We start from the raw sequence: 26,115 nt of genomic DNA on the forward strand, positions 1-26,115 counted from the left end.
TGGATTGTGTAACGTGTTCGAGCCCCCTATTCCCGGCCCGGTCCTGGTGACCGGCGGCGCCGGCTATATCGGTAGTCACGTCTGCAAGGCATTGGCCGAAGCTGGTGTGGAACCGATATGCCTCGACACCCTCGAAAAAGGCCACGACTGGGCCGTGCGCTGGGGACCGCTCGAACGTGGCGATATCGGCGACGGCCGCTTCGTCGAGGATGTCTTCGTCCGTCACAAGCCGCGCGTGGTGATCCATCTCGCGGGCTACATTGAGGTCGGCGAGTCGGTATCGCAGCCTCAGCGCTACCTGCACAACAATGCCGGCAAGAGCCATGTGCTGATCGGTGCCGCCGTGCGCCACAGCGTAGAAGCCTTCGTCTTCTCCAGCACCTGCGCCGTCTACGGCTTGCCTCAAACCGACGCACTGGAAGAGTCCCACCGCCTCGCGCCGATCAACCCCTATGCCTCGTCTAAGGCGAGTGTCGAACGCGCGCTGGCTGCTGCCGCCTGGCGCGGCCTGCGTGCCGCTTCGTTGCGCTACTTCAATGCCTCCGGCGCCGACGCCAGCGGCTTGATCGGCGAGGCACACAATCCCGAAACGCACCTCATTCCGCTCGCGATCGACGCGGCGCTGGGGTTGCGGCCCTGCCTCGTCGTGCACGGCTCGGACTATCCGACCGAGGATGGATCGTGCGTGCGCGACTATGTGCACGTGACCGACCTGGCCGATGCCCATTTGCGCGCCGTACGCTGGTTGTTGCTTCAGGGCAAGTCGGGTCGGCACGACGCCTTCAATCTCGGCTCCGGCATCGGGTATAGCGTCAAGCAGGTAGTCGATTGCGTCGGCAAGCTCGCCGGCCAACCCGTGCCCCACGTGTTCGGCGCCCGTCGGCCGGGTGATTCGCCGCGCCTCGTCGGCGCCATCTCCAAGGCGCAGGAACAACTTGGCTGGATCCCCCAGCGCGGCCTCGAAACGCAGATCGAGGATGCTTTGCGCTGGCGCCGTGCATTGATGCGCTGAGCGCCCGCTCGGCGATCCAAGGCTTCGACTGGCGGCATTCGGCGCGATTTTGTCTTTTTACGACGGATCGAACGTGGGAAACGAGGGTTTCACCAGCCCGCAGGTCAAAATGAGCGCCGTCAAAGCCGCCAAACGAATCAGCACGCCACAGATCCGGGCCCGCAAGGGCCAGGAGCCCATCGTCTGCCTCACGGCCTATACGACCGAGATGGCCCGCCGGCTCGACCCTCATGTCGACCTGCTGCTGGTCGGCGATTCGCTCGGTATGGTGATCTACGGTTTCGACAGCACCCTGCCGGTCACCCTCGACATGATGATCGCCCATGGTGCCGCCGTAGTGCGCGGTGCTTCGCGCGCCTGCGTGATCGTCGACCTGCCGTTCGGCAGCTATCAGGCGAGCCCGGAGCAGGCTTTCCACAGTGCGGCGCGCGTGATGGCCGAAACCGGCGCCAGCGGCGTGAAGATCGAAGGCGGTGAAGCGCTCGCCGAAACGGTGCGGTTCCTGACCCAGCGTGGCGTGCCGGTCTGTGCCCATGTCGGCTTGATGCCGCAGGCCGTGAACGTGGCCGGTGGATTCAAGGCCACCGGGCGATCCGACGAGGAGGCCCGGCAGATTACCCACGATGCCGAGGCGATGGCCGAGGCCGGCGCTTTCGCCATCGTCCTTGAGGGCACGCTGGAGCCCGTGGCCAGGGCCATTACCGAGACGCTGCCGATCCCCACGATCGGCATCGGCGCCTCGCCGGCCTGCGATGGCCAGGTCCTGGTTATCGACGACGTCCTGGGTCTGTACAGCGAGTTCACGCCGAAATTCGTGAAGCGCTATGCCGAGATCGGAAATCAGATCTCCGAAGCGGCCGCCAGCTATGCAGCCGATGTGCGGGCCCGTCGATTTCCCGCGATGGAGCATTGCTTCCTGCCCAAATCCGGTGGTCAATCACGCTCATAAGAAACGGGCGAGAGCCGACCAGGGCGGAAAAGAGCGGGAATGGACAGCTTTGACTATGTGATCATAGGCGCCGGCTCCGCCGGCAGCGTATTGGCGAGCCGCTTGAGCGAGGATCCGAACGTCACGGTTTGCGTCCTCGAAGCCGGCCCCCGGGATTGGCATCCCTTCATCCATATCCCGGCCGGCTTCATGTACACGCTGGTCGACCCCAAGGTGAACTGGCTCTACAAGTCCGAACCGAGCGAATGGACCGGCGGCCGCGCCATCTCCGCGCCTCGTGGCAAGACCCTGGGCGGCTCAAGTTCGATCAATGGCCACATCTACAATCGCGGCCAGCGCCTGGACTTCGACGGCTGGGCCCAACGCGGCAATCGCGGCTGGGGCTACGCCGACGTTCTCCCCTATTTCCGCCGCAGCGAACGGCGTATGGGCGAGGCCGATGCCGCCTTCCGTGGCAACGACGGCAATCTACCGATCACCGATCTCGAATGGCGCGACCCCCTGTGCGAGGCCTTCATCGAAGGCGCGGTCGAAATGGGGATCCCGCGCAACCGCGATTACAACGGCACGACGCAGGCGGGCGTCAGCTACGTGCAGCGCATCGTGAACAATGGCCGCCGCGTCAGCGCCGCCCGCGGATTTCTCCATCCCGCGATGAAGCGGCGCAATCTCACGGTGCGCACCAAAGCGCACGCCACCTCGATCCTGCTCGACGGCAAGCGCGCTGTCGGCGTTCGCTATCTGAAAGGCGGCCGCGGCGGTGCGCCGGTCGAGATACGGGCGAACAAGGAAGTCGTCCTGTCGGGCGGGACGATAAATTCCCCGCAGCTCCTGCAGCTTTCGGGCATCGGTCCGGCATCTCTGTTGCGGTCCCTGGGGATCGACGTGAAGCACGAACTGGCCGGCGTCGGCGAGAATCTGCGCGACCACTATGCGCCGCGCTTCGTCGCACGTGTCAAGAATGCCATCAGCATCAACGAGCGCTCCAAGGGCCTGCGACTGGTCGGCGAAGTGCTGAAATACGCCGCGACACGTCGTGGCATCCTCTCGCTCAACCCGACCTTGATCTACGTCTTCTGGAAGTCCGACGAGCGGGTCGACAACTACGACCTGCAACTCACCTTCACGCCGGCGAGCTACAAGGAAGGCGTGCAGTCGACCCTCGACGACTTTCCCGGCATGACCATCGCGTCCTGGCAGCAGCGCCCCGACAGCATCGGCTTTGTTCGGGCCCGGTCGGCCGATCCGTTCGAGCACCCCATCATCCAGCCGAACTATCTGGGAGCGGAAAGCGACCGCCAGGTGCTGCTGGCCGGCATGAAGCTGGCACGCCGCCTGCTGGGCTCCCGGCCGCTCAGCAAATATTACGATCGCGAGGAGTTCCCCGGCCCGCAGGCCCAGTCGGACGAGGAATTGATGGCGGCCGCCAAGGAACGCGGCACCACGACCTTCCATCTCATGGGCACCTGCCGCATGGCGCCGGACAGCGATCCCACGGCCGTCGTCGACGATCAACTGCGGGTGCGCGGCCTCGACGGGCTGCGTGTGGTCGATGCCTCGATCATGCCGACCATGCCGTCGGCCAACCTCAACGCGTCGGTGCTGATGATCGCCGAGAAGGCCGCCGACATGATCCGCGGTAAGCCGGCCCTCGACGCCGTGCTTCTGAAAGACTGATGGCCGACGCCAGCACCGAACCTGCGATCGACACGATCTCCGCGCTGGTGCCGGCGACGTTGCGTGCACTGCATGCGATCGAGTTCGCGGGCCGCCACCTCTCGCCGACCTCCCTGCCGCGGATCATCGACGCCCTTGCCGGCCGCAACGACGACCTCGCCCCGGCTCTCGCCGCATCGCGCGCACTGGAATGGCCCAGCCGGCTCGCGCCCGTGCGCGATCATCTTGAACGTGCCGGCGAAGCCGCAGCCGATGCCCTGGCCGGCATACAGGCAGCCCCCGATGCATCGCAGCCGATTGTCGCGGCCTACCGCAGCCTGCGCGGCTATGCGCGGGCCTGCGAAGCGCTCTATCCGATGGCGGTGCATCTGCAGCCGATCAGCCATTTCTTTCTCGAACAGCCTGCACGCGCCGACACTGCACTAGTAGACCGCCTGGGCGCCGCCGATCCGACGCGCGAAGGCGTGGGCTTCATGCATATCGGCGGCCCGGCTGGGACGCGCGGCGCCTTCTCGCTCTATGTGCCTGAATACTACGATTCGACCCGTAGCTGGCCGCTCGTCGTGGCCTTGCATGGCGGCAGCGGCAATGGCGGCGCCTTCCTCTGGAGTTGGCTGCGAGAGGCGCGCACGCGCGGCTTCATCCTGATTGCCCCGACGGCGGCCGGCTCGACCTGGTCGCTGATGGAGCCCGAAGTCGACGGCCCGCGCATCGACCGCATGGTCGAGGATGTTGCCAACGAATGGAATATCGACACCTCGCACAAGCTGCTGACCGGCATGAGTGACGGCGGCACTTTCAGCTACGTGCTGGGTCTACGCGAAGGTTGCCGGTTCACACACCTCGCCCCCATCGCCGCGAGCTTTCATCCCCTGCTGATGACGTTTGCGGATGCGACGCGCCTCAAGGGTCTGCCGATCCATATCGTGCACGGTGCACAGGACTGGATGTTTCCACCGGAAATGGCGCAGGGAGCTGAACGCACCTTGAAAGAGGCTGGGGCGGCGGTGGTGTATCGCGAGATCGTCGACCTTTCCCACACTTATCCGCGCGACGAGAATGCGCGGATCCTCGACTGGTTCCTGGCCGAGAGAACCTAAGACCGTGGCGAGTCGTCGGCACCGATCGGGGCGGAGACGCCGGTCCGGGACGGCGGCGCCGTCTGGCCGGAAAGTCGCAGCGTGCGCTCCAGCAGAAGCTCGTAGATCGGCCGCCCACCCAACGCCTGCGCCGTGGCATTGGAGGTCATGCAGGTCACGATCAGCGGCAAGATGAGCGCATAGCCACCCGTCAGCTCCGCCGCCAACACGACACCAACCAGCGGCGCGCGGACAGTCGCGGCGAACAAACCGCCCATGGCCGCAATGGCGAAGGCCGCACTGGTAAGCGGCGGCGTCGGCAATGTGGCTTCCACCAGCAGACCAATGATCAGGCCCAGCGCCGTCGCAAGAGTGAGCATCGGCGAGAAGATGCCGCCCGGCACACCCACCGGATAGCTCACCATTGCACCGATGAATCGGAGGACGACGAGCACAGCCAGGGTTGCCAGCGGCAGATGGCCGGTGACCAGTCCGGGGATCAGCAACTCCCCGCCGCCGACCGCCTGCGGCAGGATGAGCGCGAGCGCCCCCACCACGGCGCCGACGACCAGCGCCGGCACGAACGGCACCTTGCGGAAGGTCTTTGCCGTCCAGTCCAGCATGAAGAGGATGGTTTGATTGAACAGCAGGCCTACGCCCCCCAACAGCACCCCGAGCGCGAGGAAGGCCGGCAGCATGGACAGGGGCATCTCGGCACTGTCGAGCTTCAGCTGAGGCGCCGTTCCTCCGACCAGTTCCATCGCGACGGCACTCGACACCGATGCGATAATCACGGCGGTGTAGGCACGAAACGTGTAGGCGAACTGCTTTCGGGTTTCCTCGATGATGAACAGGATGGCCGCCAGCGGTGCGTTGAAGGCCGCCGCAAGTCCTGCCGCCGCGCCGGCGGCGAGAAGGCCGCGCAGCTCGCTTGTCTGAAACTTCAAGCGTTCGGCAATCGCTGCGGCAATGGAAGCGCCCATATGGATGGTCGGTCCCTCGCGGCCAGCGACGAGGCCTGACGACAGGGACAGGACACCGGCGACGAACTTCACCGGCAGAATGCGGCGCCAGCGGACCTCGCGCAGGCCTTCCATGGCGCCTTCGATCTCCTGGACGCCACTGCCTGCCGCCTCCGGTGCAATCCGCCTCGTGAGGAAGAAGGAAATGACCAGGATTGCCGAGGCAATGGCCGCCGCCAGCAGAATAGCGCCAATACCGTGACCGAAGCGCGCCACTATCCACGATGGCCAGACCATCAGCGTGTCGACCACAAGATGGAAGGCTGCCCCGACCACGCCGGTGAGCGCACCGCAAAGCGCTGCAAGAAGGTAGAACAAGCCGTCGGAGATCGGCGCCCTTTCTGGTCGATCTCCTGCTGTCACACGCGCCCCCCGATGATGGCCGGCAATAATGCCCGTCGATCTCGTTCTGTCAAAGGCGGGCGCGCAGCAACCAGCCGTCGTCGGTCCGTAGTCGCTCGAACCGAACGCCGAATACGGCGTCGAGCCGCAGGTCGTCGAGCAGCGCAGGCGCCGGCGCATCGGCCACCACCGTTCCGCGATCGACCAGCACGATCCGGTCGAAGAAGCTGAAGGCGAGATCGAGATCGTGCACGACCACGATCGAAAGACGATTGCGGCCGCGCGCAGCCAGGGCCTGGATCACGTCCAGCCGATGGCGGATGTCGAGACTGGCGGCGGGCTCGTCGGCCAGCAGCACCGGCGGATCGACGACCAGCACCGTTGCCAGCAGTACCCGCGCCCGCTCGCCGCCGGACAGCGTCGACCAGCGCCGATGCCCCAGCTCCGCGAGTTCGAAGGCGGCGATGGTCTTGTCGACGGCCTCTTGCGCCACGTGTTCACCACGTTCCGCCCCGAGCTGCACCAGCTCACCGACGCTCAGATCCCAATGCGGGTCGAAATGCTGCGGCACGAAACCCAGTGCATGGGCGCGCGCGGCATGGGACAGCGAGGCGAGATCACAGTCGCCCAGCAGAATCCGGCCAGAGGTTGGCGCCTCGATGCCCGCCAGAACCTTCAACAGGGTCGACTTGCCAGCACCATTGGGGCCGATAACAGCAACGGAGCCGGTCGGCCCCAAGGCCAGCGACAGGCCATCAAGCAAAGTGGCATTGCCGCGCTTCACCGTGAGCTTGTCGGCGATTAGCGCGGTCATGTGCGCAACCTGCGGGCCAGCAGCAGAATGAAGAACGGCCCCCCTGCAACCGCAGTCACGAGGCCGAGCGGAATCTCCGCCGGCGGCAGGGCCGATCTTGCAATAGCATCGGCCACCGTGACGACGATGGCTCCCACCAGAGCCGAAGCGGGCAACAAGGGCCGATGCAGCGGCCCCACCAGCCACCGCGCGATATGCGGCGAGGCGAGGCCCACGAAAGCCACGAGGCCCCCGAATGCCACGGCGGCAGCAACCACGACCGACCCTGCCAGCACCGCCAGCATGACAAAACGGGTCACGTTGAGCCCGAACGACGTTGCCATCGTCTCGCCGAGCCCCAGTATGTCGAGGTTGCGGGCCAGCACGAGAGTAAGGCCGAGACAGGCCGCCGAGATTGCCGCCATCAGGCCCAGTACGGGCCAGCTCGGCGTCTGCACGCCTCCCAGCACCCAACTCAGCACGATCTGCAGGCTTACCGTTTCGTCCGAGAGCGCCAGCATCAGGAAAGAACGCAGCGCGCCCAGGATCGCAGCCATGGCGACGCCTGCCAGCAGCATGCCGGCCGCATCGACCGCACCCGAAACACGCGAAATGCCGATGACCAGGATCGTGGCGCCCCAGGCGCCGGCGAAGGCGAGCACCGGCAGGAGCAGCGACTGCGGCACGGCGAGCGGCACCAGCAACGCCACCGTGGCGCCCAGCGCCGCACCACCAGCCGAACCCAACAGATAGGGCTCAGCCAACGGGTTGCGAAAGACACCCTGAAAGACCGTGCCGCCCAGCCCCAGCAGTGCCCCGACCAAAGCGGCGGCCAGCACGCGCGGAATGCGCCATTCGACCAGCAGGCGCGCGCCGAGCGACGGATCGCCGGCGATGGCCCGCAACACGTCTTCCGGCGAGGCCCAATCATGACCGGCGCAAGCCGCGACGATGATCGCCAGCAGAAGCGCCAGAGCGAGAGACGCCCAAACCCTCATTGCCTGGCCGTCGCCGATGGATGCAGCACCACCGCCAGCTTCTCCACGCCGGCAATCGTGCGCGGTCCGGGGATCAGCAACTCGGCACGGACGACAGTGAAGGCCCGCCCGCCGCGAACCGCGCGCATATCGGCCCAGCCCGGCCGCGCAACCAGCTCTTTCAAATCCTTGTCACCGCCGGCGAACAAGAGCACGTCGGGATCGGACTTCAGCACCGCCTCGGGCGAGATCTGCGCAATGGCGCCACTGTCCAACGCGAACCGGCCACCGGCCATCAGCACGGCATCCCCCGTATAAGTGCCGGGGCGGGCAATCAGCAGCAGGCCGTTGCCCAGCCGGCCGGTGATCATCACCACGCTCGGCCGCGGCAAGCCTTCGACCTGCTTCTCGACCTTGTCGAGCCTCGCTTGCAGTTCCGCTGCCAGCGCTTCGCCGCGCTCCGGCACACCGCATATCTTCCCAAGCAGCCGGATGTTATCGAGGATCTCCGGCACGCGACGATGCAGCAGCACCAGCACCGGAATACCGAGCCGCTCCATCGGTTCGACGAGCTGGTTGGCTGCCTGGCGTGCCGGCGTCACCACCACGAGATCTGGCTTGCGGTCGACCACGGCATCCACCGAGAAGCCGAGCCGACCGCCGACCAGCGGCTTGCCCAGCACCTCGGGCGGGAACCGCGTGAAGGCCTCGATGCCGACGATTCGATTGGCGAGGCCCAGAGCCGCCACCATTTCGGTGTTGGACGCGAAGATCGTCACGATGCGTTGCGGCGGCACTGGCACGGTGACTTCGCGCCCGAACGCATCACGGACCGTCGCAGGTTGCGCCACTACGTTCGCACTCGACAGTGCGAACGCCGCCATCAGAAGCGCAAGCCCTGCCCTCAGCATCAGAACCGGAACTGGAAGCCCATGATGAACTCGCGGCCGGCCATCGAAGTACCGCAGGCGCCGTTCTGGTTGGCCTGAATGGCCACGCACGGAACCTGATCCTGAGCAATGAAGATCGGATGGGCGTTCACGTTGAAGATGTTGTTCACTGCGGCGAAGACCTTGATGCCCCTGTACACCTCGACCTCACCACGCATCTTCCAGATCCAGAACGGATCCTTCTGATAGACCGTCGTGCTGCGGATCTGGCCCGGGAAGAAAACCGGCGAGAGGCTTTCTTCAGTATTGTACCACATCGGACCGCGCAGGATGCCGAGAAGCTGGAAGCTCCAGGGTATCCTGGTGCCGGTCTGGCCGAACTGCGTGCCGATATCCATGCCGTACTGGTTGATCCGCGTGGCCATGCCGGTACCCGCCGCGGCCGGCGCCCCATAGTCGACCATCTTGAAGTTGTAGTAGCCGTTGCCGAAGACTTTCCAGTTCCAGCTCTCCTCGAAAGGCAGCTTGAAGCTCCTCACCAGGTCGGCCTCGGCCTGAAATTCGAGACCCTGGACCACGATGTTGGCCGGATTGTTCTGGTAGACTTGAATCGTGCGGCCGCCGACCGAAGAGGCCGTGACCGCCGAGATGCGGTTGGCGATCGTGTTCTGGAACACCACGGCGTCGAAACGGCCACCATCCCAGGTGAGCGTCGTGCCCGCCTCCATCTGCTGGGCCGTCTCCGCATACAGCCCCGGATTGCCGAAGATCGTCGTGCCGATCGGCGTAACCGTGAAATTGGCGCCGAGTTCGGTCGCCGTCGGCGCGCGGAAGCCGGTCGATGCTCCGGCACGGAAGCCCAGCCAGTCGGTCGCCTGGAAGGTGGCACCGGCCATCCAGGTCGTGACCTGGTAGTTGGTGCTGCCGGTGATCAGGGTCGGCGAATAGGGCGTCCAGTCGAGTGCCGTCGTGCCGAAGGTTTGGCGGATGCCGCCGCGCACGACGAGACGATCATCGATCAGACTTTGCGAGTCTTCGAGGTAGAAGGCGAAGACGTTGTCGGTCTGGTTGTTGTCCTGCGGCGAGGCCTGCGTCACTGCCGCACCGCCGACCCGGTTGCGGTCGGACCGCAGCCAGCTCCTTTCCCAGTCGATACCGACCAGGAGCTGGTTGCCTTTCCAGACATTGAAGCTCGGCTGGAAGCGTGTGCCGAGAACGTCGAGCTGGCGCCGGTTGTAGTCGGTGAAGGTCCGGTTCGGGATGGTGTTGAGGGCGCTGAGCGGCGAGGGATTGTTCAGCGCATCGACATCGTTGACGTAATAGGCCTGGAAGAAATAGTTCATCACCTTGTCGGGCGTGTTGCCGGTGATGCTGATGTCGAAAGACGCGTTGGTGCGGGTATCGAAGGCGAAGATGTTGGCGGCCGAGCCACGGAAGCCGGCGTTGTAGATGCCGTCCGTGCGCGCCGTCATATCGATGCGGTTGTTTTCGTTGAACTGGTAGCCGAACGCCCCGGTGGCGCTGAAGCGGGTCCAGGCCGTGTTCTCTTCGGACTTGCCGCCGGGGATGGCGTAGTTGCCACGTGTGCTGGAAGCAACACCGCCGTAGTAGTCGAAGCCCCCCTTCGTGACGCCGCCATACTGGGCCTGCCCCTCGAAGAGATCCCATGATCCGGCCGAGCCCTCGATGAAGCCACCGGGCGCCGTGCGACCATTCTTCAGAATGATGTTGATGACACCGCCCATGTTCTGGCTGCCGTAGACCACAGAGCTAGGCCCGCGCACGATCTCGATGCGCTGGATATCGGCATTCGACAGTTTGGAGACATTGGCGGTGCCGGCGCGATGGCCGTTGATCAGCACCAGCACCTGGCTGCGGAAATCGCGGCCCTGGCCCTCGGTCTGCGCACCACGAATGTTGATCGAGGTCTGGCCGGGCGTCCATTCGCTCATGAAGCCCACGGCATTTTCCGACAGCAGCTCGGCGACCGAACGCGCCGTCGACTTCTCGATGCGATCTTGATGGATGATCTGCACCGTACCGGCAATGCGATTGATCGGCTCGTAGCGGCCGGTCGCGGTGATGAAGCCTTCGGGCAGCGTATGCATGGCGTCCTTCGCCGGTGCTGGCGTCGGCGCCTGGCCTTGCGACTGATCCTGCGCGATGGACGGGACCGAGGCGAAGGCAATGCTCCCCCAAACGAGCGAAGCATAGAGCCGGTTCATTTATTCCCCCAAACGAGAACGGCAGTTCTTCTGAGAATATCGAGACGAAAACCCTGGTCGATGCGTTTCGCGTTGCCGGCGAGATGCGCATGCAGATGAGCGCGACGCTCATCTGCGTCGGACCAACCGAGCCGGCCAGCCATCCAATGCGCAAGCTGGTCGAGATCGGATACGATGCCCGTGAACGTCCAATCGACGAAGGCTGCCTCCTGCGGCCGCGACGCCGAGGACAGTCCCCGCATCACGATGTCGATGCCGGGCGTTTCGTCTTCACGATGCCATTCCGATGGCAGGCATCCCGCAAAGCACAGCCCCTTGGGGCCGGCATGCGCCGGCACGACCCAGACGACGGCGTTGCGAGCCCAGGTCCGGCAACGCGCGAGAAAAGCCTCAGGTTGATCGAACAAGGCCGGCATGGTCGCCGCCAGCACCGTGTCGTGCATCCCCGCCGCGACATCCGCCTCCGCCCAGCCGGCTTCGACGATGCGTGGCGGATTGTCGAGCCGAGCCAGGCGACGGCGCATGGTCGGCGAAGGTTCGATGGCCGTCCACGGCAGCGCCGGATCGCGCAGTGCCGCTCCAAGCTGACCACCACCAGCACCGACATCGAGCAGTTCGCCGACCGCCGGCACCATGCGTCGCACCAGCGGCGCGATGCTGGGCACATAGTCTGATGTGTCGATCGCCGAGGCATAGAGCTCGAGCGGATCGAGAGTGTTCTTTGGGCTCATCTTCAGAATTTCTGTATGTTATGTTATAACATAACTACCATTCATAATCTCAAATGGCGATGGGTAAGTGCTTGTGGTGATCCATAGATTCTTCACGTCAGACTCGCGGCACACGTCTCGACGTCACCGCGAACAGTAGCCTTCCCGCGCCATGCCGCTGCGAGCGGCCGACAACAAGTCGGTTGCTACATTGGAACACCCCGCCCAATGCGTTCGCGCGTGACCGCGGCTGGTGGCAGGTCTCCTGGCTTGCGGGTCCCAGCCTTCGCCCGCCTTCCCAGGAACCTCACGGTGCCCAGTGGCATCTTGGTCGAAAGCTCGCCGCTCACAGTTGCGGGGGCAGCCACGGAATTGCTCGCCAAAGCGAACGCACCGCGTTCCCTATTGATCCCCCGAAGGGGAACCACCGCTCATCGTTTTGGCAGTGGAGATGAAACGCGTCAAGACGTCAGCGGATGAACACGACGTCCTTGAGGTCGCTGCGCACTTCCCAGTGGTGTCGTTCGAGTTCGGGATCGAGATGCTCTTCGGCCGGTAAGCCGAGACAGAGATAGGCGACGAGACTCCAGCCGGCCGGAACGTCGAGCACGCGTGTCACTGCCTTGGGATCGAGAATCGAAACCCACCCCATGCCGATGCCATCGGCACGAGCAGCGAGCCACAACGTCTGGATCGCAGCAACCACGGAGTAGTGCAAGGTTTCCGGCATGGTCTGCTGGCCGAGCCCGCTACCGCTGTGCGTGCCATCGTCGGAGAAGACCGCGAGATGCACCGGAGCTTCCTTCAGCCCGGCGAGTTTCAGCCCGGCATAGATCTCCTGCTTCTCGCCGACATAGCCGGCCAGTGCCTTCTTGTTGGCCTGCGTGAAGCTCTCGACCACGGCGCGACGACGCTCGGGCGATTCGACATGAACGAACCGCCAAGGCTGGCTGAGTCCAACCGACGGCGCATGGCTTGCGATTTCGAGCAGATCGTCGATACGCTCGCGCGCTACGGGATCGGTGCGGAAACGCCGCACATCGCGCCGCCACAAAACGAGATCGCGAAACTCCTTGCGAAAGGCGGCGTCGAAGTCGGGTGTCATGTCTGCCATCGATCGATTGCATGAAAGAACGTGCCACTCACCGAACCGCGACGGGCCCCCGCTTCGGCAACGGCAGCCCCCGTTGCGTCGCGACAGTCGACCAACGGCTCGTCGCCCGTCGACTGAATGCTGGCATAGTGGAACTCGTGGCCCGCGATCTCGGTTCCGGCGTTTCCCAACACATTGTCGGCCAGAAGCTTCGCACGGCGATAGCCAAGATGGAGCCGCCTCTTGGCAAAGGATGATTCGAGCCGCAGCAACCCCACCATCGCATGGTGCGCGCCACTGGCATCTTCGAGCCCCTGCCCCAGCACCATGTAGCCGCCGCATTCACCATGGATTGGCACCGACCTGGCCGCATGGGCGCGCAGGCCGTTCATAAAGCGAGCGGCCGCCGACAACGTGCCGGCGTGAAGTTCGGGATAGCCTCCGGGCAACCAGACGGCATCGGCGCCGGGATCGGGCGCCTCGTCGGCCAATGGTGAGAAAGGCACGATCTCGGCGCCGGCCAGGCGCCAGCTCTCCAGCAGGTGCGGATACATGAAGGTGAAGACGCGATCCTGCGCCAATGCGATCCGCTGGCCTGGAGGCCTTAGCCCCGCGATGCTCCCCGTTGCCAGCAATGCTGTCGGCCGGGCGGCAGCCTCGATGGCTGGAAGATCGAGCGATGCCTCGACAGTATCGGCAAGCAGGTCGAGGCGTTGGGGAACATCGGCCATCTCGACGGCCTGCACCAGACCGAGGTGGCGCTCCGGCAGAGCGAACCGATTGTTGGTTGCGATGGCGCCGAAGAGCTTCAAACCCTCGCGCTCCAGCGACGGCGCAATCGTAGCGAGATGGCGTGGACTGGCGACGCGATTGAGGATGATCCCGGCCACGGCGATGTCGGCGCGATAGCGCGCCAAGCCCGTGGCGACCGCCGCGGCGGTCTCTGCCTGGCCCGACACGTCGAGGACCAGCACGATCGGCCAGCCCGTCAGCGCGGCAAGATCTGCCGTCGCGCCGCGCGCCGTCTGGCCGACGGACGCGACGCCATCGAACAGGCCCATCACGCCTTCGACCACAATCAGATCGGCAGCGTGGCGCTGCACCAGACCCGCGAGCGTCGGCGGCGCCATCGACCAGGTGTCGAGGTTGAAGCTCGGCTTGCCCGCCGCCACGCCATGGAAGGCGGGGTCGATATAGTCCGGCCCACATTTGAAGGTCTGCACGACATGGCCGCGGCGGGCGAGCGCGCGCATCAGGCCCAGTGCGATGACGGTCTTGCCCGCGCCGGAGCGGGCGGCGGCAACGATGAAGCCGCGCGGGCCGCCGCTCATTGCCATCCGACCATCGACGACAGGAGTTCCTTGCGCAGGCCCGCGATGGCGCCGATGACGACAATCGAGGGCGAGCCGATGCCTTCGCGTGACGCATCGGCAGCAAGGGTGCCCAACGTGCTTTCGACCACTCGCTCGGCGTCGGTCGTCGCGGATTGAATGAGCGCAGCCGGCGTGTCGGCGGAAAGGCCGCCCCGCGCCAGGGCGGCGGCGATCTCGGGCAGCTGCGCCATCGGCATATAGAGGATGAGCGGCTGGCCAAGCCGCGCCAGCGCCTCCCAGTCGGCAGCAGAGCGGCCGTCCTCCGCGCGATGGCCGGCCGCCAGCACCACGGCATGGTTGGTGTCGCGCGACGTCGCAGGAATGCCGACAAGCGCCGTGCCGGCGAGGCCGGAGGTAAGGCCGGGAATCACCCGGAAGCGAATGCCGGCGACATGGAGCGCCATGGCCTCATCCCAGCCACGCCCGAAGACGAACGGATCGCCGCCCTTCAGGCGCAGCACGCGGCGTCCGAAACGCGCCCGCTCGATCAGGATTTCGTTGATGTCTCGCTGATGCGGCGATGGCCGCCCGCCACGCTTGCCGACCTTGATGAACTCCGCACCTGCTCGTGCGAGCTTCAGAACCCGCGGATCGACCAGCGCGTCATGAACGATGTCGTCGGCTTTCGACACCGCATACAGCGCCAGCACGGTCAGCAGGCGCGGATCGCCGGGACCGGCGCCAGCCAACCACACTTCGCCTGCCGGGAAATCGGGAAGGTCGGGGAAACCGTCGAGGATCATGCGTCGCGGCCGCGGAACCGGCGTTGATAGGCGGCGTCGTAGAGCGCGCTGTTGCGAAAATCGCGCGCGCCCAGGACCTTGCCGACCAAGATCAACGCCGTGCGTTCGATCGGGCTCTTGGCGACCTCCGTGGCGATGGTGCCCAGAGTGGCGCGAATGACGCGCTCGTCCGGCCAGCTCGCGCGATAGATCACGGCAGCCGGACAGTCCGCACCATAGTACGGCACCAGCTCGGCGACGACCTTGTCGAGCACATGGATCGAAAGATGGATCGCCAAGGTCGCGCCCGTCGCGCCGAACGCCTGCAGCGTCTCACGCGGCGGCATGGCCGACGCGCGACCCGACGTGCGCGTCAGGACCACCGACTGCGCAAGCTCCGGCAGAGTGAGTTCCTGGCCAAGCGCTGCGGCCGCGGCGGCAAAGGAGGGTACGCCCGGCGTGATCGTGTAAGGAATGCCCTCTTCGTCCAGTCGACGGAGCTGCTCGCCGAGCGCGCTCCAGACCGAAAGATCGCCCGAATGAAGCCGCGCCACGTCACGCCCCTGGTCGGTCGCTGCACGGCAGGCCGCTACGATCTCGTCGAGCGACATCGGTGCAGTATCGACGATCTCCGCTCCCGGCGGGCAATGATCGAGCAACGCCCGCGGCACCAGCGAACCGGCGTAGAGGCAGACCGGGCAGCGCGCGATCAGATCGCGGCCGCGTACCGTGATCAGGTCGGGCGCACCTGGGCCCGCCCCGATGAAATGTACAGTCAACGTCCTTCTCCAATGGCAATGGCGCAGGTCGCGCGTTCGGTGGCGACGCGCGTGCCGAGCAGCCGGCCTTCGCGGCCCGCCACCACGAGCGCCGACGCCTCGGCAATCGACGGCAGCCCCTTGGCTTCCAGCACGAGCTTGGATCGCGTGAGCACGCGGCCCGCAACCTTGTCGAGATCGTGCGCCGTACAGGCGATCAGCTTCACCGAGAGCCGCCGGGCCGCTTCGGGAAACGCAGGTTCCGTCGCCTTTTCCGACTCGGTGGCGATGGCGTCCAGCCGCTCGACGGCGAGGTCGAACATGCCGAGCGCCATGCGCACGACCCGCTCGATTTCGTCGGCCGACGTGTCTCGTCGGCAGCCCACTCCCGCGACAATCATGGCTTCCTCGCCCGCCACTGGGTGACGGGAGCGGCGTGACGCCAGACGAAGACATTGCCGGTGCCGGCACGGCCCGCCTTGGCGACCTGCAGCCGCGTGATCTCGCCGCCATGCTTCTGGAAGCAGTCGATCAACCGCGCTTCGGATTGCAGCGACACGGCATTGGCCACGAGACGTCCGCCGGGCTTCAGGGCAGCCCAGGCCGCGTCGAGCAGCCCGGCATCGGAAAGACCGCCACCAACGAAGATCGCATCGGGGGGCGGCAGACCCGCAAAGGCCGCCGGTGCAACGCCCTGCACGATCTGCAGGTCGGGCGTACCGAGTGCCGCAGCGTTTCGGGCGGCGCGGGCCGCGCGTTCCGCGCCCTCCTCGATGCCAATCGCCCGCATGGAAGGATGACGCAGCAACCATTCGATAGCGATGGAGCCCGCGCCCAGCCCGACATCCCACAGAAGCTCGCCCTGTCGCGGCGCCAGCGACGAGAGTGTCACGGCGCGAATGTCGCGCTTGGTGAGCTGGCCATCATGCTCGAACAGTGCATCGTCGAGACCGGGCGCCAAGGTGACGACCTGTGCCTCGGCTGCAGCGACAACGTCGAGCGCAATGATGTTGAGCGACACAATATCGGTGAAGGCGAAGGCGTCGGCGGTGGTCGTCCGCACGCGCTCGTTGGGTCCGCCAAGCGACTCCAGCACCGTCAGCGTCGAGGACCCCATGCCGCGCGCCACCAGGAGTGCCGCGAGCTTTGCCGGCGTTCCACCATCCCACGACAGCGCCAGGAGACGCGCCTTGGGCTGGAGATGACGCACGACATGCTCAAGGGCCCGGCCGTGCAGGCTGACCGGCGTCACGTCCTGCAGCGACCAGCCAAGCCGAGAGGCAGCGAGACTAAAGGAGGAAGGCTGCGGCAGGCAGATCGTTTCCTCGACGGCGATGGAGCGCATCAGCATGTCGCCGACGCCGTAGTGAAACGGATCGCCGCTGGCCAGCACGGCCACCGGCCGGCCGCGATGCTTCTCGATCTCGGGCAGCACATTGCCGATAGGGCTTGGCCAGGACATCTGCCGGCCACGGATCAGCTCGCTGGCCAGCGCAAGGTGGCGCTTGCCTCCGAGCACAAGCTCGGCCGAGGAGATGAGCTCCCGCGCGACCGACGAGAGACCGGCCGTGCCATCCTCGCCGATCCCGACAATGGACAGCCAGCGCGTCGCCGGGCAGTTTGCGCGCTCGGCCGTCATTGATTGATCCTGCAATGCGCATTCTCGTTCTCGGTGGCACCACGGAAGCGGCGGCGCTGGCCCGGCTGCTGGCCAACGACACCCGCTTCGAGGCGACCCTGTCGCTCGCCGGCCGCACGTCTGCGCCTGCGACACAGTCCTTGCCGACGCGGATCGGCGGCTTCGGCGGCATCGAGGGTCTGGTGCGCACTCTCACTGCCGAAAAGGTCGAGGCGGTCGTCGACGCCACGCATCCCTATGCCGCGCAGATGTCGGCGCATGCCGTTGCCGCCTGCCGCCAGACCGGCCTGCCGCTTGCGTCGCTCACTCGTGCGCCGTGGACCGAACAGGCTGGCGACCGCTGGCAACACGTCTCGAGCGCCGAAAGCGCTGCGATGGTGCTGGGGGATACGCCGCGCCGCGTGTTCCTCACCATCGGTCGCCAGGAGCTGCCCGTCTTCGCGGTCGCGCCGCAGCACCACTATCTGGCGCGCCTGATCGATGCGCCCAAAGGCAAGCGGCTGCCGCCCGACCTGGTGTTGCTCCAGGCGCGCGGTCCCTTCGACCTCGCGGCCGAAACGACGCTGATGCGCGACGAGCGAATCGACGTGGTTGTCTCCAAGAATGCCGGCGGCGATCCGACCTACGCCAAGATCGCGGCCGCCCGCGCCCTCGGCCTGCCGGTGGTCATGATCGCCCGGCCCGACAAGCCTGCCGGCCATGTCGTGAACAGCCCGAACGAGACCGTTCAGTGGCTCGATCATGTGCGGCGCTCGCTGCGCGGCGTGTAGACCCAGCGGCCGACCTGTCGTGTGGTGCTGGCACCGACGATCACCAGCGTCCGCATATCGGCCACGGAGGCATCGGCGTCGCCAAGCGTCGTCGCCACGACCCTGGCCTCAGCCGTTCCCGCCGCCCGCACGAACAGCACCGGCGTGGCGGCATCCTTCAGTTTGCGCAGCAGGTCGAAGGCCTGACCGAGTTGATGCGGCCGTGCCTTGGAGGCGGGATTGTAGAGCGCGATCACGAAGTCGCCTTCCGCCGCCGCCGCCAGACGCCGCTCGATGGTCGCCCATCCCTTAAGATTGTCGGACAGCGAGATCGCGCAGAAATCACCACCGAGAGGCGCTCCGACTTCTGCCGCGGCCGCCAGCATGGCCGTCACGCCGGGCTCGACCTTGATGTCGAGCGTGCGCCACACCGGATCGCCGGCCTCGACGGCCTCGAATACCGCCGCCGCCATCGCGAAGACGCCGGGATCGCCGCCCGAGACAACGGCGACGTGCCGGCCCGCCGCCGCCAGCTCCAGCGCGTGGCGCGCGCGGTCGAGTTCGACGCGGTTGTCCGAAGCATGGCGGCATTGATCGGCGCGGCCCACCGGAACTCGATCGAGATAGGGACCGTAACCCACGAGATCGGTGGCCCGGTCGAGAGCGGCGCGTGTTGCCGGCGTCATGAGGTCGACCTTGCCCGGCCCCGTGCCGACCACGACGAGCGAGCCGGTCACAGCGCCCTCCCCTGCCCGGGGATCAGGATCATCGCAAAATAGGCACCTGCGGGTTCGCCGCACTCGGCCAACGGCAGGATGCGCTCATCCTGCATGGTGCCGCGCTCGACATAGACGGCACGCGACAGCAGGCCGGCTGCCTCGACGGCGCGTCGCACCTTTCCGAGGTTGCGGCCCACTTTCATGATCACCGCGGCGTCTGTCAGGCGCAAGCGATCGACAAGCTGTGTCTCGTCGAGCGTGCCCGGCAGTACCGCAAGCGTGTCGTCGCCCCAGGTGATCGGCAGGTTGGCGCGTGTCCAGCAGCCCGACATGCCGGTGACGCCCGGCACGACCTCGACCGGGAAATCCGTCGCCAGCCGCCGCCACATATGCATGAAGGAGCCGTAGAAGAAGGGATCGCCCTCGGCGATCAATCCAATCGACCGCCCCTGCTTCAAAAGCGAAGCCAGTCGCTCCGCCGACTCGCGATAGAAGCCCGCAATCTGACTCTGGTAGTCGGGATGCCTGGCCGGGATTTCGTCGGTGACCGGATATTCGAGCCTCAGTTCCGTCCGGCCCTCGCCCATCAAGGGCGCCACGATGCGCCGGGCGTTACCTTGCGCACCTTTCTTGGCGAAGAAGGCGACGACATCGACGGCGCGCACCAATCCGGCAGCGCGCAGGGTGAGATAGCGCACGTCGCCCGGCCCGACGCCGATGCCGTAGAGCGTGCCGGCGCTGGCCGTGCCGGCGAGACTGTCGAGGCTTGTCATTCGATATCGCTGGCGAGCGCGTTGACGGCTGCCACGGCCATGGCGCTGCCGCCCTTGCGGCCGCGCACGACCAGGAACGGCACGCGAGCATCGGCCGCCAGCGCTTCCTTGGATTCCATTGCTCCCACGAAGCCGACGGGCAGACCGATCACGGCCGCGGGCCGGGGCGCGCCGGCGTCGAGCATTTCGAGCAGGCGGAACAACGACGTCGGCGCATTGCCGATGGCCACGACGGCGCCGGCCAGGCGGTCGCGCCACAAGTCCATCGCCGCCGCCGAGCGCGTGTTGCCGATCTTCCGCGCAAGCTCCGGCACCGCGGGATCGTCGAGGGTGCAGATGACATCGTTCCGGGCAGGCAGGCGCGACCGCGTGATGCCGTTGGCCACCATCTTGGCGTCGCACAGGATGGGGGCACCGTTGCGCAGGGCCTGTCGCGCATCACGGGCGAAGGTTTCGGACATGACGATGTCGCGCACAATCTCGGGCATGCCACAGGCATGGATGATGCGAACCGCGACGCGTTCCTCGACGGCATCGAAGCGGCTGAGGTCGGCCTCTGCACGAATGATCGCGAAAGAGCGCCGGTAGATCTCCGCACCGTCGCGAATGTAGTCGCGCGGCTCAACCATAGGCGTTCTCCGGGAACACAGAAGCAAGATCGTCGGCATCGACCGACCGTTCGGCTGGCCCCCGCGTCGTTGCATGACGGATCAAGTGGTATCGACCGCCATCGCCCACCAGCACGAGGTCCGACGGCGCCGACCGCGCGCATCCTTTGGCGCAGCCCGAGACATGGAGGGAGCCGGTGAAACCCTTTGCCGAGGCAAGCCCGGCCAGGCGCCGGGCATCGCCGCGCGCATCGACGCTGCTCGACGTGCAGTCCGGCGCACCAGGGCAGGCTTCGATCCGCAGCACGGGATCGTCGTCGCGCACGATCAGGCCAATGGCCTCGGCGCCATCGAGCAGCGCACGGCCTGCCGCGGCATCGCGAACCGTCACATAGATCGTACGCCATGGCGACAAGTGGAGTTCGCGCGCATCCGCCATTGTCGCGAGATCGGCGAGACGGCAGAGCTGGGTTGCTTCGAGACGGCCAAATGGCGCAGCAATGCCGACAGCATTCTGGACGAGGCCAAGAACGCGACCTCCGATCGTCTCGAAGGACGGCAGCTTGGAGAGCAACGGCGACACGGCCGCCTGCACTCTGGCTAAATCCGCTCCCGGCAGATCACGCAGCCGGCGGTGCGGCGCGCAATCGAGAAAGGCGTGCATTGCCGTCGAGACAACGTTCAGTGCAGCATCGGGTGCACAGGTCCCGAGCCACCGCATGCCCTCGCGCCCATCGAGACCGACCGCGAATTCATCGCCAACGGCGCGCAGGCAGATGTCGGCGCGCTCGCTGGCAATGGAAACCGGGCCACCTTCGTCGATGGAAAGACCGAACTTCGTCGGCAGGTCGAGCAAGCGTCGATCGCTGGCAAGCAGCGCTTCCACCGCCATCGCGATCCGGCGCACGTCCGATCCTGCCGCGGCAAGCGGCGCCACCATGACATTGCGCACCGCCTCCGTTTCGGCGTCCCTGTCTACGAGCCCCAATTGGCCGAGGGCGGCCTGCAGCTCACACAAGGCATCTGCTTCGACGCCGCGGATCTGCAGATTGGCGCGGCGCGTCAGGTCGATGTGGCCGTTGCCCAACCGCCCCGCGAGATCGGCCAGGGCCCGTGCCTCGTCGAGCGAAAAGGCACCGACGCGCGGACGCACGCGCACGATCAGCCCGTCGCCGCTCTGCATCGGTCGCAGAACGCCGGGACACCATCCCTTTACGTCGCTTCTGGCTTCTATGGCCGCTGCCATGTTCATTGTCCGGTCTTATTCAACCGCCTGCGCGGGGTCCGCAAGCCCGATTGCCCGCACCAGCTCGCGCTCCACGGCATTGCGCCGCGTTACCCAGAGACCACGCCTCAGCGCATCGCGCAGCCGCCCTGCAATGGCGGCGGCCGCGGCCGGATTGCGCGCCATCATGGCGTCCAGAACCGCCTCGTCCGCGATCAGGGCCGCATGGGTCGCATCGAAGAGCGGTGCCGGCACGGCGTCGGCGGTGGCGGCGAAGGCGTAGAGCGCATCGACCGACTGGGCGATCTCCGCCACGCCGCGATGGCCATGCTCCAGCATGCCGCCGATCCAGCGCGGATTGGTGAGCCGCCCCCGCACGATGCGCGCGATTTCCTCGGCCAGACGCCGCGCCTTGGGCTGCTCGGACCGGCTGGTATCGAGATGATAAAGCTCGGGTTCATTCCCCAGCAGGGCCGCGGCCGCGGCAAAGCCACCGGCGAAATCGGCGACTCCATCGCCGTCCAGAATATCGCGCTCCCGATCATCCTGCGGATGCACCAGGATCTCCGCCTCCGAGACGCGGCTGCGGAATCCTTCGCCGGCGTCGCGCACGCTTTCAGCACCGCCATAGGCGTGCGTCACGGTGGCAAGATAGGCCTCGCCCAGGTCGGCCCGCGTGCGCCAGTCGCCATCGAGCGCCAGGTCGGCTACCTGCGCACTGTAGCTTCCGGGCGCAGAGCCAAAGACCCGCGCCAGGTCCTCGCCTTTGCGATGAGCTTCGGCGAGCGGATTGTCTTCGGCCGGCTCGTCCAGCGCCGCCACCTTGCGCACAGCCATATCGAACAGCGCGATCTGCGCTTCGAAGATGTCGCGGAACAGGCCGGAAATGCGCAGGGTCACGTCGATGCGGGGCCGGTCGAGGGTGGCGAGCGGCATCACCTCGATGCCCGTGACCCTGCCGGACACCGCATCCCAGGCGGGCTTTACGCCGAGATAGGCCAGCGCCTGCGCGAGATCGTCGCCGCCCGTCCGTAGCGACGCCGAGGCCCAGAGATCGATCACCAGCGCGCGCGGATGGTCGCCGTGGTCCTGCAGGTAGCGCCGCACCACTTCCGCCGCCGCGCGCGTGCCAATGGCAGCGGCCGTCCGGGTGGGGATGGCGCGCGGATCGATCGAGGTGAGATTGCGCCCCGTGGGCAGCACGTCGGCGCGGCCACGCGTCGGGGCGCCGGCAGGCCCCGGCGCAACACGCCGGCCGTCGAGGGCCGCGATCAACGCGCTGCGCTCCCGCCCGGCGGACGCACGCACCGCCGCCTCCTGCCCTGTCGCCTGGGCAAGCGCGTTCACCCTTGCTTCGTCCGGCGTACGGCCAAACACATGCAGACCGTCGCGGATGCTGAGCTCCTTGATGTCGCAAAGCTGCGCATCGAGCTTGGCGATGGCTTGGCGGTTTGGCTCGTCCTTCACCAAGCCGCATTCGCCGGCGAGCCCGTTGCTCCAGGCACACTCCACGATCTCCTCTTCGAGGAAGCGCAGACGACGGCGATCGAGTCCGTCGGCCGCGGCATATTCCTCGATGATGCTTTCCATCTCGGCCAGCGCGCCGTGCAGGCCGGCGGCGCTGAGCGGTGGGGTTAGATGGCCGATGGTGACGGCGCCCAGGCGGCGCTTCGCCTGCACCGCCTCGCCGGGATTGTTGACGATGAAGGGATAGATGACCGGCAACGCTCCCAGTACCGCCTCGGGCCAGCACTCGGCCGATAGCGCCAGCGCCTTTCCGGGCAACCATTCCAGGGTGCCGTGGGTGCCGAGATGAACCAGCGCGTCGATGCGCTCTTGCTCGCGCAGCCAGGCATAGAGCGCGACGTAGGCATGGTTCGGCGGACAGCTCGTGTCGTGATAGCCCGACTTGCGATCAAGATTCGTGCCGCGGTCGGGCTGCAGCAGAACCAGCACCTTGCCACAGCGCAGCACCGGCAGTCGGAAATCCTGCGCCGGCTCGCTCCATGTCTCCGCCAGATCGCGCTGCAGGCTCGGCGGCAGATCGGCGAGCCACTCCCTGTAGCGCACCAGCGGAATCTCGATGTGATCTACGGCGCCTGCCAGCAGCCGCTCGACATCGGCCGGCTGCCACTGCCCGACGCCGACATCGTAGCCCTCATCGCGCAACAGCGTGAGGATCTCGATCACGCTGGCGGCCGTGTCGAGGCCAACGGCATAGCCGGTACGACCGCCCCGGGCGGGATAGTCGGAGAGTATCAGCGCCAGCCGGCGGTCGCGGCGCGGCTTGGTGCCGAGTCTGGCCCAGGCCGCAGCAAGCCGCGCGACATAATCGACGCGATCGGCATCAGGTGCGTGATGCACACTTGCAAATTCGAGGCGTGGATCGACTGCCGTTTCGGCCTTGAACGAAATGGCGCGCGCCAGCAACCGGCCGTCGAGCTCGGGCAGGACGACGTTCATCGCCAGGTCCGAAGGCGAAAGACCACGCGGCGAGCCTTCCCATGCTTCGCGCGTGCTGCCCGACAGCACGACTTGCAGCACCGGCGCATCGGCGGCATCGAGCACGGTCGTCTCGTCCTGGCGCAGCGCCGAGAAGGCCGTGGTGTTGAGGATCACCCTCGGCTTGCGTTCTCCGATGAGCCGCGCGAGGTCGCGCTGGATCGCGGGATCCTTGAGACTGCCGACAGCGACGCCGAAGGCCGAGAGCCCCTCTCGGTCGAGGGCCTGTAACAGCGCTTCGATGGGCGCCATATCCGCCGCCATCAGATTGGCGCGATAGAACACGACCATCGCCGCCGGTCGGCCATCGGTCGGCGACCCGATGACGGAAAGCGGGCCGACCGGCCTGGGCGGCTGTGGCTCGACGTTGCGGCCCAGCAGCTTGGCGGCAAAACGCAGCGCCTGGCGCAGGTTTTCCGTGCCACCCGCGCGAAAGTAGGCGTCGAGGTCGGCCAGCTTGTCCGAGGTCAAGGTAGAGACGGCGGCAAGGCGCGGATCTGGCCGGTCGTCGCCCGGCAGCGCTGCGAACAGCATGCCTCTGTCGCGCGCCAGGTCGCCGATATGCTCGAACCCGTAGCGCCAGTAATCGAGACCACCCAGGCCGCGTACGATGACGAGCCGGGCATCGGACAAGACGCGATCGACATAGAGATCGACCGACATCGGATGCCTGAGCTTCTTCAGGCTGGCGAGCCGCAGCGTCGGCAGCAGATCGGCGTCATGGCGCCACGCCGCCGCCAGGGCCGAGAGGTCGCTGTCGGAAAAGGACAGAACGACGATCTCTGCCGGCGACTGGCCGAGGTCGATGGCAGTCTCGACCTCTTCGAGACCCGCCAGCTCGGTCGCCAGGACATGCATCTTGCTAGCCTGCGAGAAGTGCCCGGATCGCCGCCTGATCGAAACCCTTTTCGCCAATGACGACGAGGCGGCCCTGGCGCGGCTTGCCATCCGGCCAGCGGCGGTCGAACTGATGCTGAATGCGCGCGCCGACGCCCTGTACGAGAAGCCGCATCGGCTTGCCGTCGATCTCGACGAATCCCTTCATGCGCAGCACATCGTGGGTTTCGGCCGCCTTCACCATGCGGTCGACGAGCTGCTGCGGCGACGCGAAGGCCGGCAGGTCGACGATGAAGGTGTCGAAATCCTCGTGGTCGTGCTCGCCTTCGAGATCGTGATGCGACGGCCGCGCCTCGAGATCGGCTTCCGCCGCGGCGCCGAGCCCCAGCAGCACGCTGACCGGCACCTTGCCGTTATGCGCTTCGACGAGCGCGACGGCGCGCGGCAAGGTCTTGCCGATCTGGTCGATGACGGACTTCTTCTCGCCGGCATCGATGAGGTCGGCCTTGTTCAGGATGACGAGATCGGCGCAGAGAAGCTGGTCCTCGAACACTTCCTCCAGGGGATTGTCGTGATCGAGCGAGTCGTCGGCCGCGCGCTGGCGGGCAATCGCCTCCGGATCGTCGGCAAAGCGGCCGGCGGCCACGGCAGCGCCGTCGACCACCGCCACGACGCCATCGACGGTGACGCGCGAAGCGATCTCGGGCCAGTTGAACGCCTTTAACAATGGCTTGGGCAGCGCCAGTCCCGACGTCTCGATCACGATATGCTCGGGCGGCTGAGGACGGTCGAGCAGCCCCTTGAGCGTCGGCACGAAATCGTCGGCAACAGTGCAGCAGAGGCAGCCGTTCGCCAGTTCGACGATCGCATCTTCCGGGCAACTTTCAACACCACAGCCCTTCAGGATCTCGCCATCGATTCCGACATCGCCGAACTCATTGACGATCACCGCCAGGCGGCGGCCGCCGGCATTCTCCAGCACGTGCCGGACCAATGTCGTCTTTCCGGCCCCGAGGAAGCCGGTGACGATGGTGCATGGCACCTTGGCAAGCGTACTCATGGAGACTCCTTCAGGGGCATCGGTGGAACGCGCGCAATCGTGTTCTTGCGGATGTGCTCGGGCCGCTCGCGCCACACCGGCAGTCCGAATTCATGGGCGCTATGCTGGCGGGCGAACGCAAGAATGTCCGAGGCGTGCTGCTCGGGATCGAGATTGCCGATCACATAGGTCCATTTACCGGGAGCAGCGACGGCCGCGCTGCAGCTCCGCGAGCAATTCGACAGGCACTCGACGCCGACAACGGAGAGGTTCGTTCCCGCCTGGGCCGATCCCCGTTCCACCGCCGCCAAAAGACGCGCCCCGGACCGCGGTTCGCCGGCAGATGCTTCGCCGCCACCGCGACAGGTCACGCAGACATAGAGCGTGGATAAAATCGTCATG

24 protein-coding genes and 1 riboswitch are annotated in these 26,115 nt (G+C 66.4%); of the genes, 5 read left to right on the forward strand and 19 right to left on the reverse strand.

The annotated features are described in order from the left end of the window. Window positions 1-28: 28 nt before the first annotated feature. The 4 genes from galE to BN60_RS20795 all read left to right on the forward strand — a co-directional run bounded on the left by galE (window position 29) and on the right by BN60_RS20795 (window position 4,738). Window positions 29-1,012, forward strand: a complete 984-nt coding sequence (gene galE / locus BN60_RS20780; protein WP_043286298.1) for a UDP-glucose 4-epimerase GalE — start codon at window positions 29-31, stop codon at window positions 1,010-1,012. Window positions 1,013-1,121: 109 nt separating this feature from the next. Beyond that, the gene (gene panB, locus BN60_RS20785) at window positions 1,122-1,961 is read left to right on the forward strand and encodes a 3-methyl-2-oxobutanoate hydroxymethyltransferase (protein ID WP_020698072.1); all 840 of its coding nucleotides are present in this window, start codon (window positions 1,122-1,124) and stop codon (window positions 1,959-1,961) included. 39 nt (window positions 1,962-2,000) lie between these two features. Then, window positions 2,001-3,638, forward strand: a complete 1,638-nt coding sequence (locus BN60_RS20790) for a GMC family oxidoreductase (RefSeq protein WP_020698073.1) — start codon at window positions 2,001-2,003, stop codon at window positions 3,636-3,638. Beyond that, on the forward strand, window positions 3,638-4,738 hold the full coding sequence (locus BN60_RS20795; protein ID WP_020698074.1) for a carboxylesterase family protein: 1,101 nt from the start codon (window positions 3,638-3,640) through the stop codon (window positions 4,736-4,738). Before BN60_RS20790 ends, BN60_RS20795 begins: the two co-directional genes overlap by 1 nt. Here the strand turns inward: BN60_RS20795 and clcA are convergent. From clcA to cbiE, 12 genes are all read right to left on the reverse strand, one after another. Continuing rightward, entirely contained in the window at window positions 4,735-6,057 is a 1,323-nt protein-coding gene (gene clcA / locus BN60_RS20800) for a H(+)/Cl(-) exchange transporter ClcA (protein ID WP_020698075.1), read from the reverse strand. The genes BN60_RS20795 and clcA overlap by 4 nt on opposite strands. A 94-nt stretch (window positions 6,058-6,151) precedes the next feature. After that, on the reverse strand, window positions 6,152-6,895 hold the full coding sequence (locus BN60_RS20805; protein WP_020698076.1) for an ABC transporter ATP-binding protein: 744 nt from the start codon (window positions 6,893-6,895) through the stop codon (window positions 6,152-6,154). Next, window positions 6,892-7,872 (reverse strand): FecCD family ABC transporter permease, encoded by a 981-nt coding sequence (locus BN60_RS20810; protein WP_020698077.1) that lies wholly within the window; start codon window positions 7,870-7,872, stop codon window positions 6,892-6,894. The genes BN60_RS20805 and BN60_RS20810 overlap by 4 nt, the downstream gene beginning before the upstream one ends. Then, window positions 7,869-8,735: an ABC transporter substrate-binding protein gene (locus BN60_RS20815; protein WP_020698078.1), complete on the reverse strand. Its 867-nt coding sequence runs from the start codon at window positions 8,733-8,735 to the stop codon at window positions 7,869-7,871. Before BN60_RS20815 ends, BN60_RS20810 begins: the two co-directional genes overlap by 4 nt. A gap of 26 nt (window positions 8,736-8,761) precedes the next feature. Continuing rightward, entirely contained in the window at window positions 8,762-10,966 is a 2,205-nt protein-coding gene (locus BN60_RS20820; RefSeq protein WP_020698079.1) for a TonB-dependent receptor, read from the reverse strand. Continuing rightward, the gene (locus tag BN60_RS20825; protein ID WP_020698080.1) at window positions 10,963-11,697 is read right to left on the reverse strand and encodes a methyltransferase domain-containing protein; all 735 of its coding nucleotides are present in this window, start codon (window positions 11,695-11,697) and stop codon (window positions 10,963-10,965) included. Before BN60_RS20825 ends, BN60_RS20820 begins: the two co-directional genes overlap by 4 nt. Before the next feature lie 217 nt (window positions 11,698-11,914). Further along, window positions 11,915-12,120, reverse strand: a riboswitch (cobalamin riboswitch). Between the two features lie 25 nt (window positions 12,121-12,145). Continuing rightward, on the reverse strand, window positions 12,146-12,790 hold the full coding sequence (gene bluB, locus BN60_RS20830) for a 5,6-dimethylbenzimidazole synthase (protein WP_020698081.1): 645 nt from the start codon (window positions 12,788-12,790) through the stop codon (window positions 12,146-12,148). Next, the gene (locus tag BN60_RS20835; protein ID WP_020698082.1) at window positions 12,778-14,100 is read right to left on the reverse strand and encodes a cobyrinic acid a,c-diamide synthase CobB; all 1,323 of its coding nucleotides are present in this window, start codon (window positions 14,098-14,100) and stop codon (window positions 12,778-12,780) included. Before BN60_RS20835 ends, bluB begins: the two co-directional genes overlap by 13 nt. Then, window positions 14,097-14,885 (reverse strand): uroporphyrinogen-III C-methyltransferase, encoded by a 789-nt coding sequence (gene cobA / locus BN60_RS20840; RefSeq protein ID WP_020698083.1) that lies wholly within the window; start codon window positions 14,883-14,885, stop codon window positions 14,097-14,099. Before cobA ends, BN60_RS20835 begins: the two co-directional genes overlap by 4 nt. Beyond that, window positions 14,882-15,643 (reverse strand): precorrin-4 C(11)-methyltransferase, encoded by a 762-nt coding sequence (gene cobM / locus BN60_RS20845; protein WP_020698084.1) that lies wholly within the window; start codon window positions 15,641-15,643, stop codon window positions 14,882-14,884. The genes cobA and cobM overlap by 4 nt, the downstream gene beginning before the upstream one ends. Then, window positions 15,640-16,023 (reverse strand): cobalamin biosynthesis protein, encoded by a 384-nt coding sequence (locus BN60_RS20850; protein WP_020698085.1) that lies wholly within the window; start codon window positions 16,021-16,023, stop codon window positions 15,640-15,642. Before BN60_RS20850 ends, cobM begins: the two co-directional genes overlap by 4 nt. After that, a complete protein-coding gene (gene cbiE, locus BN60_RS20855) occupies window positions 16,020-17,261 on the reverse strand; it encodes a precorrin-6y C5,15-methyltransferase (decarboxylating) subunit CbiE (RefSeq protein ID WP_020698086.1) in 1,242 nt (413 codons plus the stop codon). Before cbiE ends, BN60_RS20850 begins: the two co-directional genes overlap by 4 nt. A 14-nt stretch (window positions 17,262-17,275) precedes the next feature. Here cbiE and BN60_RS20860 point away from each other — a divergent pair, with 14 nt between their 5' ends. After that, complete coding sequence (locus BN60_RS20860; RefSeq protein ID WP_020698087.1) at window positions 17,276-18,031, forward strand: cobalt-precorrin-6A reductase; 756 nt, start codon at window positions 17,276-17,278, stop codon at window positions 18,029-18,031. Here the strand turns inward: BN60_RS20860 and cobJ are convergent. Genes cobJ through BN60_RS20895 form a run of 7 tightly spaced genes read right to left on the reverse strand, consistent with a single transcriptional unit; the run spans window position 18,001 to window position 26,114 of the window. After that, complete coding sequence (cobJ, locus tag BN60_RS20865; RefSeq protein ID WP_020698088.1) at window positions 18,001-18,747, reverse strand: precorrin-3B C(17)-methyltransferase; 747 nt, start codon at window positions 18,745-18,747, stop codon at window positions 18,001-18,003. The genes BN60_RS20860 and cobJ overlap by 31 nt on opposite strands. Beyond that, the gene (locus BN60_RS20870) at window positions 18,744-19,502 is read right to left on the reverse strand and encodes a precorrin-2 C(20)-methyltransferase (protein WP_020698089.1); all 759 of its coding nucleotides are present in this window, start codon (window positions 19,500-19,502) and stop codon (window positions 18,744-18,746) included. The genes cobJ and BN60_RS20870 overlap by 4 nt, the downstream gene beginning before the upstream one ends. Continuing rightward, complete coding sequence (locus tag BN60_RS20875) at window positions 19,499-20,131, reverse strand: precorrin-8X methylmutase (protein WP_020698090.1); 633 nt, start codon at window positions 20,129-20,131, stop codon at window positions 19,499-19,501. The genes BN60_RS20870 and BN60_RS20875 overlap by 4 nt, the downstream gene beginning before the upstream one ends. After that, complete coding sequence (cobG, locus tag BN60_RS20880; protein WP_083856221.1) at window positions 20,124-21,362, reverse strand: precorrin-3B synthase; 1,239 nt, start codon at window positions 21,360-21,362, stop codon at window positions 20,124-20,126. The genes BN60_RS20875 and cobG overlap by 8 nt, the downstream gene beginning before the upstream one ends. Before the next feature lie 9 nt (window positions 21,363-21,371). Next, a complete protein-coding gene (cobN, locus tag BN60_RS20885) occupies window positions 21,372-24,695 on the reverse strand; it encodes a cobaltochelatase subunit CobN (protein ID WP_020698092.1) in 3,324 nt (1,107 codons plus the stop codon). Between the two features lie 4 nt (window positions 24,696-24,699). Beyond that, window positions 24,700-25,734 (reverse strand): cobalamin biosynthesis protein CobW, encoded by a 1,035-nt coding sequence (cobW, locus tag BN60_RS20890; protein WP_020698093.1) that lies wholly within the window; start codon window positions 25,732-25,734, stop codon window positions 24,700-24,702. Beyond that, window positions 25,731-26,114, reverse strand: coding sequence for a DUF1636 family protein (locus BN60_RS20895; RefSeq protein WP_020698094.1), 384 nt, complete (start codon window positions 26,112-26,114; stop codon window positions 25,731-25,733). The genes cobW and BN60_RS20895 overlap by 4 nt, the downstream gene beginning before the upstream one ends. Between the last annotated feature and the right edge of the window lies 1 nt (window position 26,115).

Source organism: Reyranella massiliensis 521 (assembly GCF_000312425.1).
Lineage (GTDB): Bacteria > Pseudomonadota > Alphaproteobacteria > Reyranellales > Reyranellaceae > Reyranella > Reyranella massiliensis.

Excerpts from the sequence above, each read along its gene's own strand:
- panB (WP_020698072.1), top strand. The coding sequence starts at position 1,122 with ATGAGCGCCGTCAAAGCCGCCAAACGAATCAGCACGCCACAGATCCGG.
- BN60_RS20790 (WP_020698073.1), top strand. The coding sequence starts at position 2,001 with ATGGACAGCTTTGACTATGTGATCATAGGCGCCGGCTCCGCCGGCAGC.
- BN60_RS20795 (WP_020698074.1), top strand. The coding sequence starts at position 3,638 with ATGGCCGACGCCAGCACCGAACCTGCGATCGACACGATCTCCGCGCTG.
- BN60_RS20805 (WP_020698076.1), bottom strand. The coding sequence starts at position 6,895 with ATGACCGCGCTAATCGCCGACAAGCTCACGGTGAAGCGCGGCAATGCC.
- BN60_RS20810 (WP_020698077.1), bottom strand. The coding sequence starts at position 7,872 with ATGAGGGTTTGGGCGTCTCTCGCTCTGGCGCTTCTGCTGGCGATCATC.
- BN60_RS20815 (WP_020698078.1), bottom strand. The coding sequence starts at position 8,735 with ATGGCGGCGTTCGCACTGTCGAGTGCGAACGTAGTGGCGCAACCTGCG.
- BN60_RS20820 (WP_020698079.1), bottom strand. The coding sequence starts at position 10,966 with ATGAACCGGCTCTATGCTTCGCTCGTTTGGGGGAGCATTGCCTTCGCC.
- BN60_RS20825 (WP_020698080.1), bottom strand. The coding sequence starts at position 11,697 with ATGAGCCCAAAGAACACTCTCGATCCGCTCGAGCTCTATGCCTCGGCG.
- bluB (WP_020698081.1), bottom strand. The coding sequence starts at position 12,790 with ATGGCAGACATGACACCCGACTTCGACGCCGCCTTTCGCAAGGAGTTT.
- BN60_RS20835 (WP_020698082.1), bottom strand. The coding sequence starts at position 14,100 with ATGAGCGGCGGCCCGCGCGGCTTCATCGTTGCCGCCGCCCGCTCCGGC.
- cobA (WP_020698083.1), bottom strand. The coding sequence starts at position 14,885 with ATGATCCTCGACGGTTTCCCCGACCTTCCCGATTTCCCGGCAGGCGAA.
- BN60_RS20850 (WP_020698085.1), bottom strand. The coding sequence starts at position 16,023 with ATGATTGTCGCGGGAGTGGGCTGCCGACGAGACACGTCGGCCGACGAA.
- cbiE (WP_020698086.1), bottom strand. The coding sequence starts at position 17,261 with ATGACGGCCGAGCGCGCAAACTGCCCGGCGACGCGCTGGCTGTCCATT.
- BN60_RS20860 (WP_020698087.1), top strand. The coding sequence starts at position 17,276 with ATGCGCATTCTCGTTCTCGGTGGCACCACGGAAGCGGCGGCGCTGGCC.
- BN60_RS20870 (WP_020698089.1), bottom strand. The coding sequence starts at position 19,502 with ATGACAAGCCTCGACAGTCTCGCCGGCACGGCCAGCGCCGGCACGCTC.
- BN60_RS20875 (WP_020698090.1), bottom strand. The coding sequence starts at position 20,131 with ATGGTTGAGCCGCGCGACTACATTCGCGACGGTGCGGAGATCTACCGG.
- cobG (WP_083856221.1), bottom strand. The coding sequence starts at position 21,362 with ATGAACATGGCAGCGGCCATAGAAGCCAGAAGCGACGTAAAGGGATGG.
- cobN (WP_020698092.1), bottom strand. The coding sequence starts at position 24,695 with ATGCATGTCCTGGCGACCGAGCTGGCGGGTCTCGAAGAGGTCGAGACT.
- cobW (WP_020698093.1), bottom strand. The coding sequence starts at position 25,734 with ATGAGTACGCTTGCCAAGGTGCCATGCACCATCGTCACCGGCTTCCTC.
- BN60_RS20895 (WP_020698094.1), bottom strand. The coding sequence starts at position 26,114 with ATGACGATTTTATCCACGCTCTATGTCTGCGTGACCTGTCGCGGTGGC.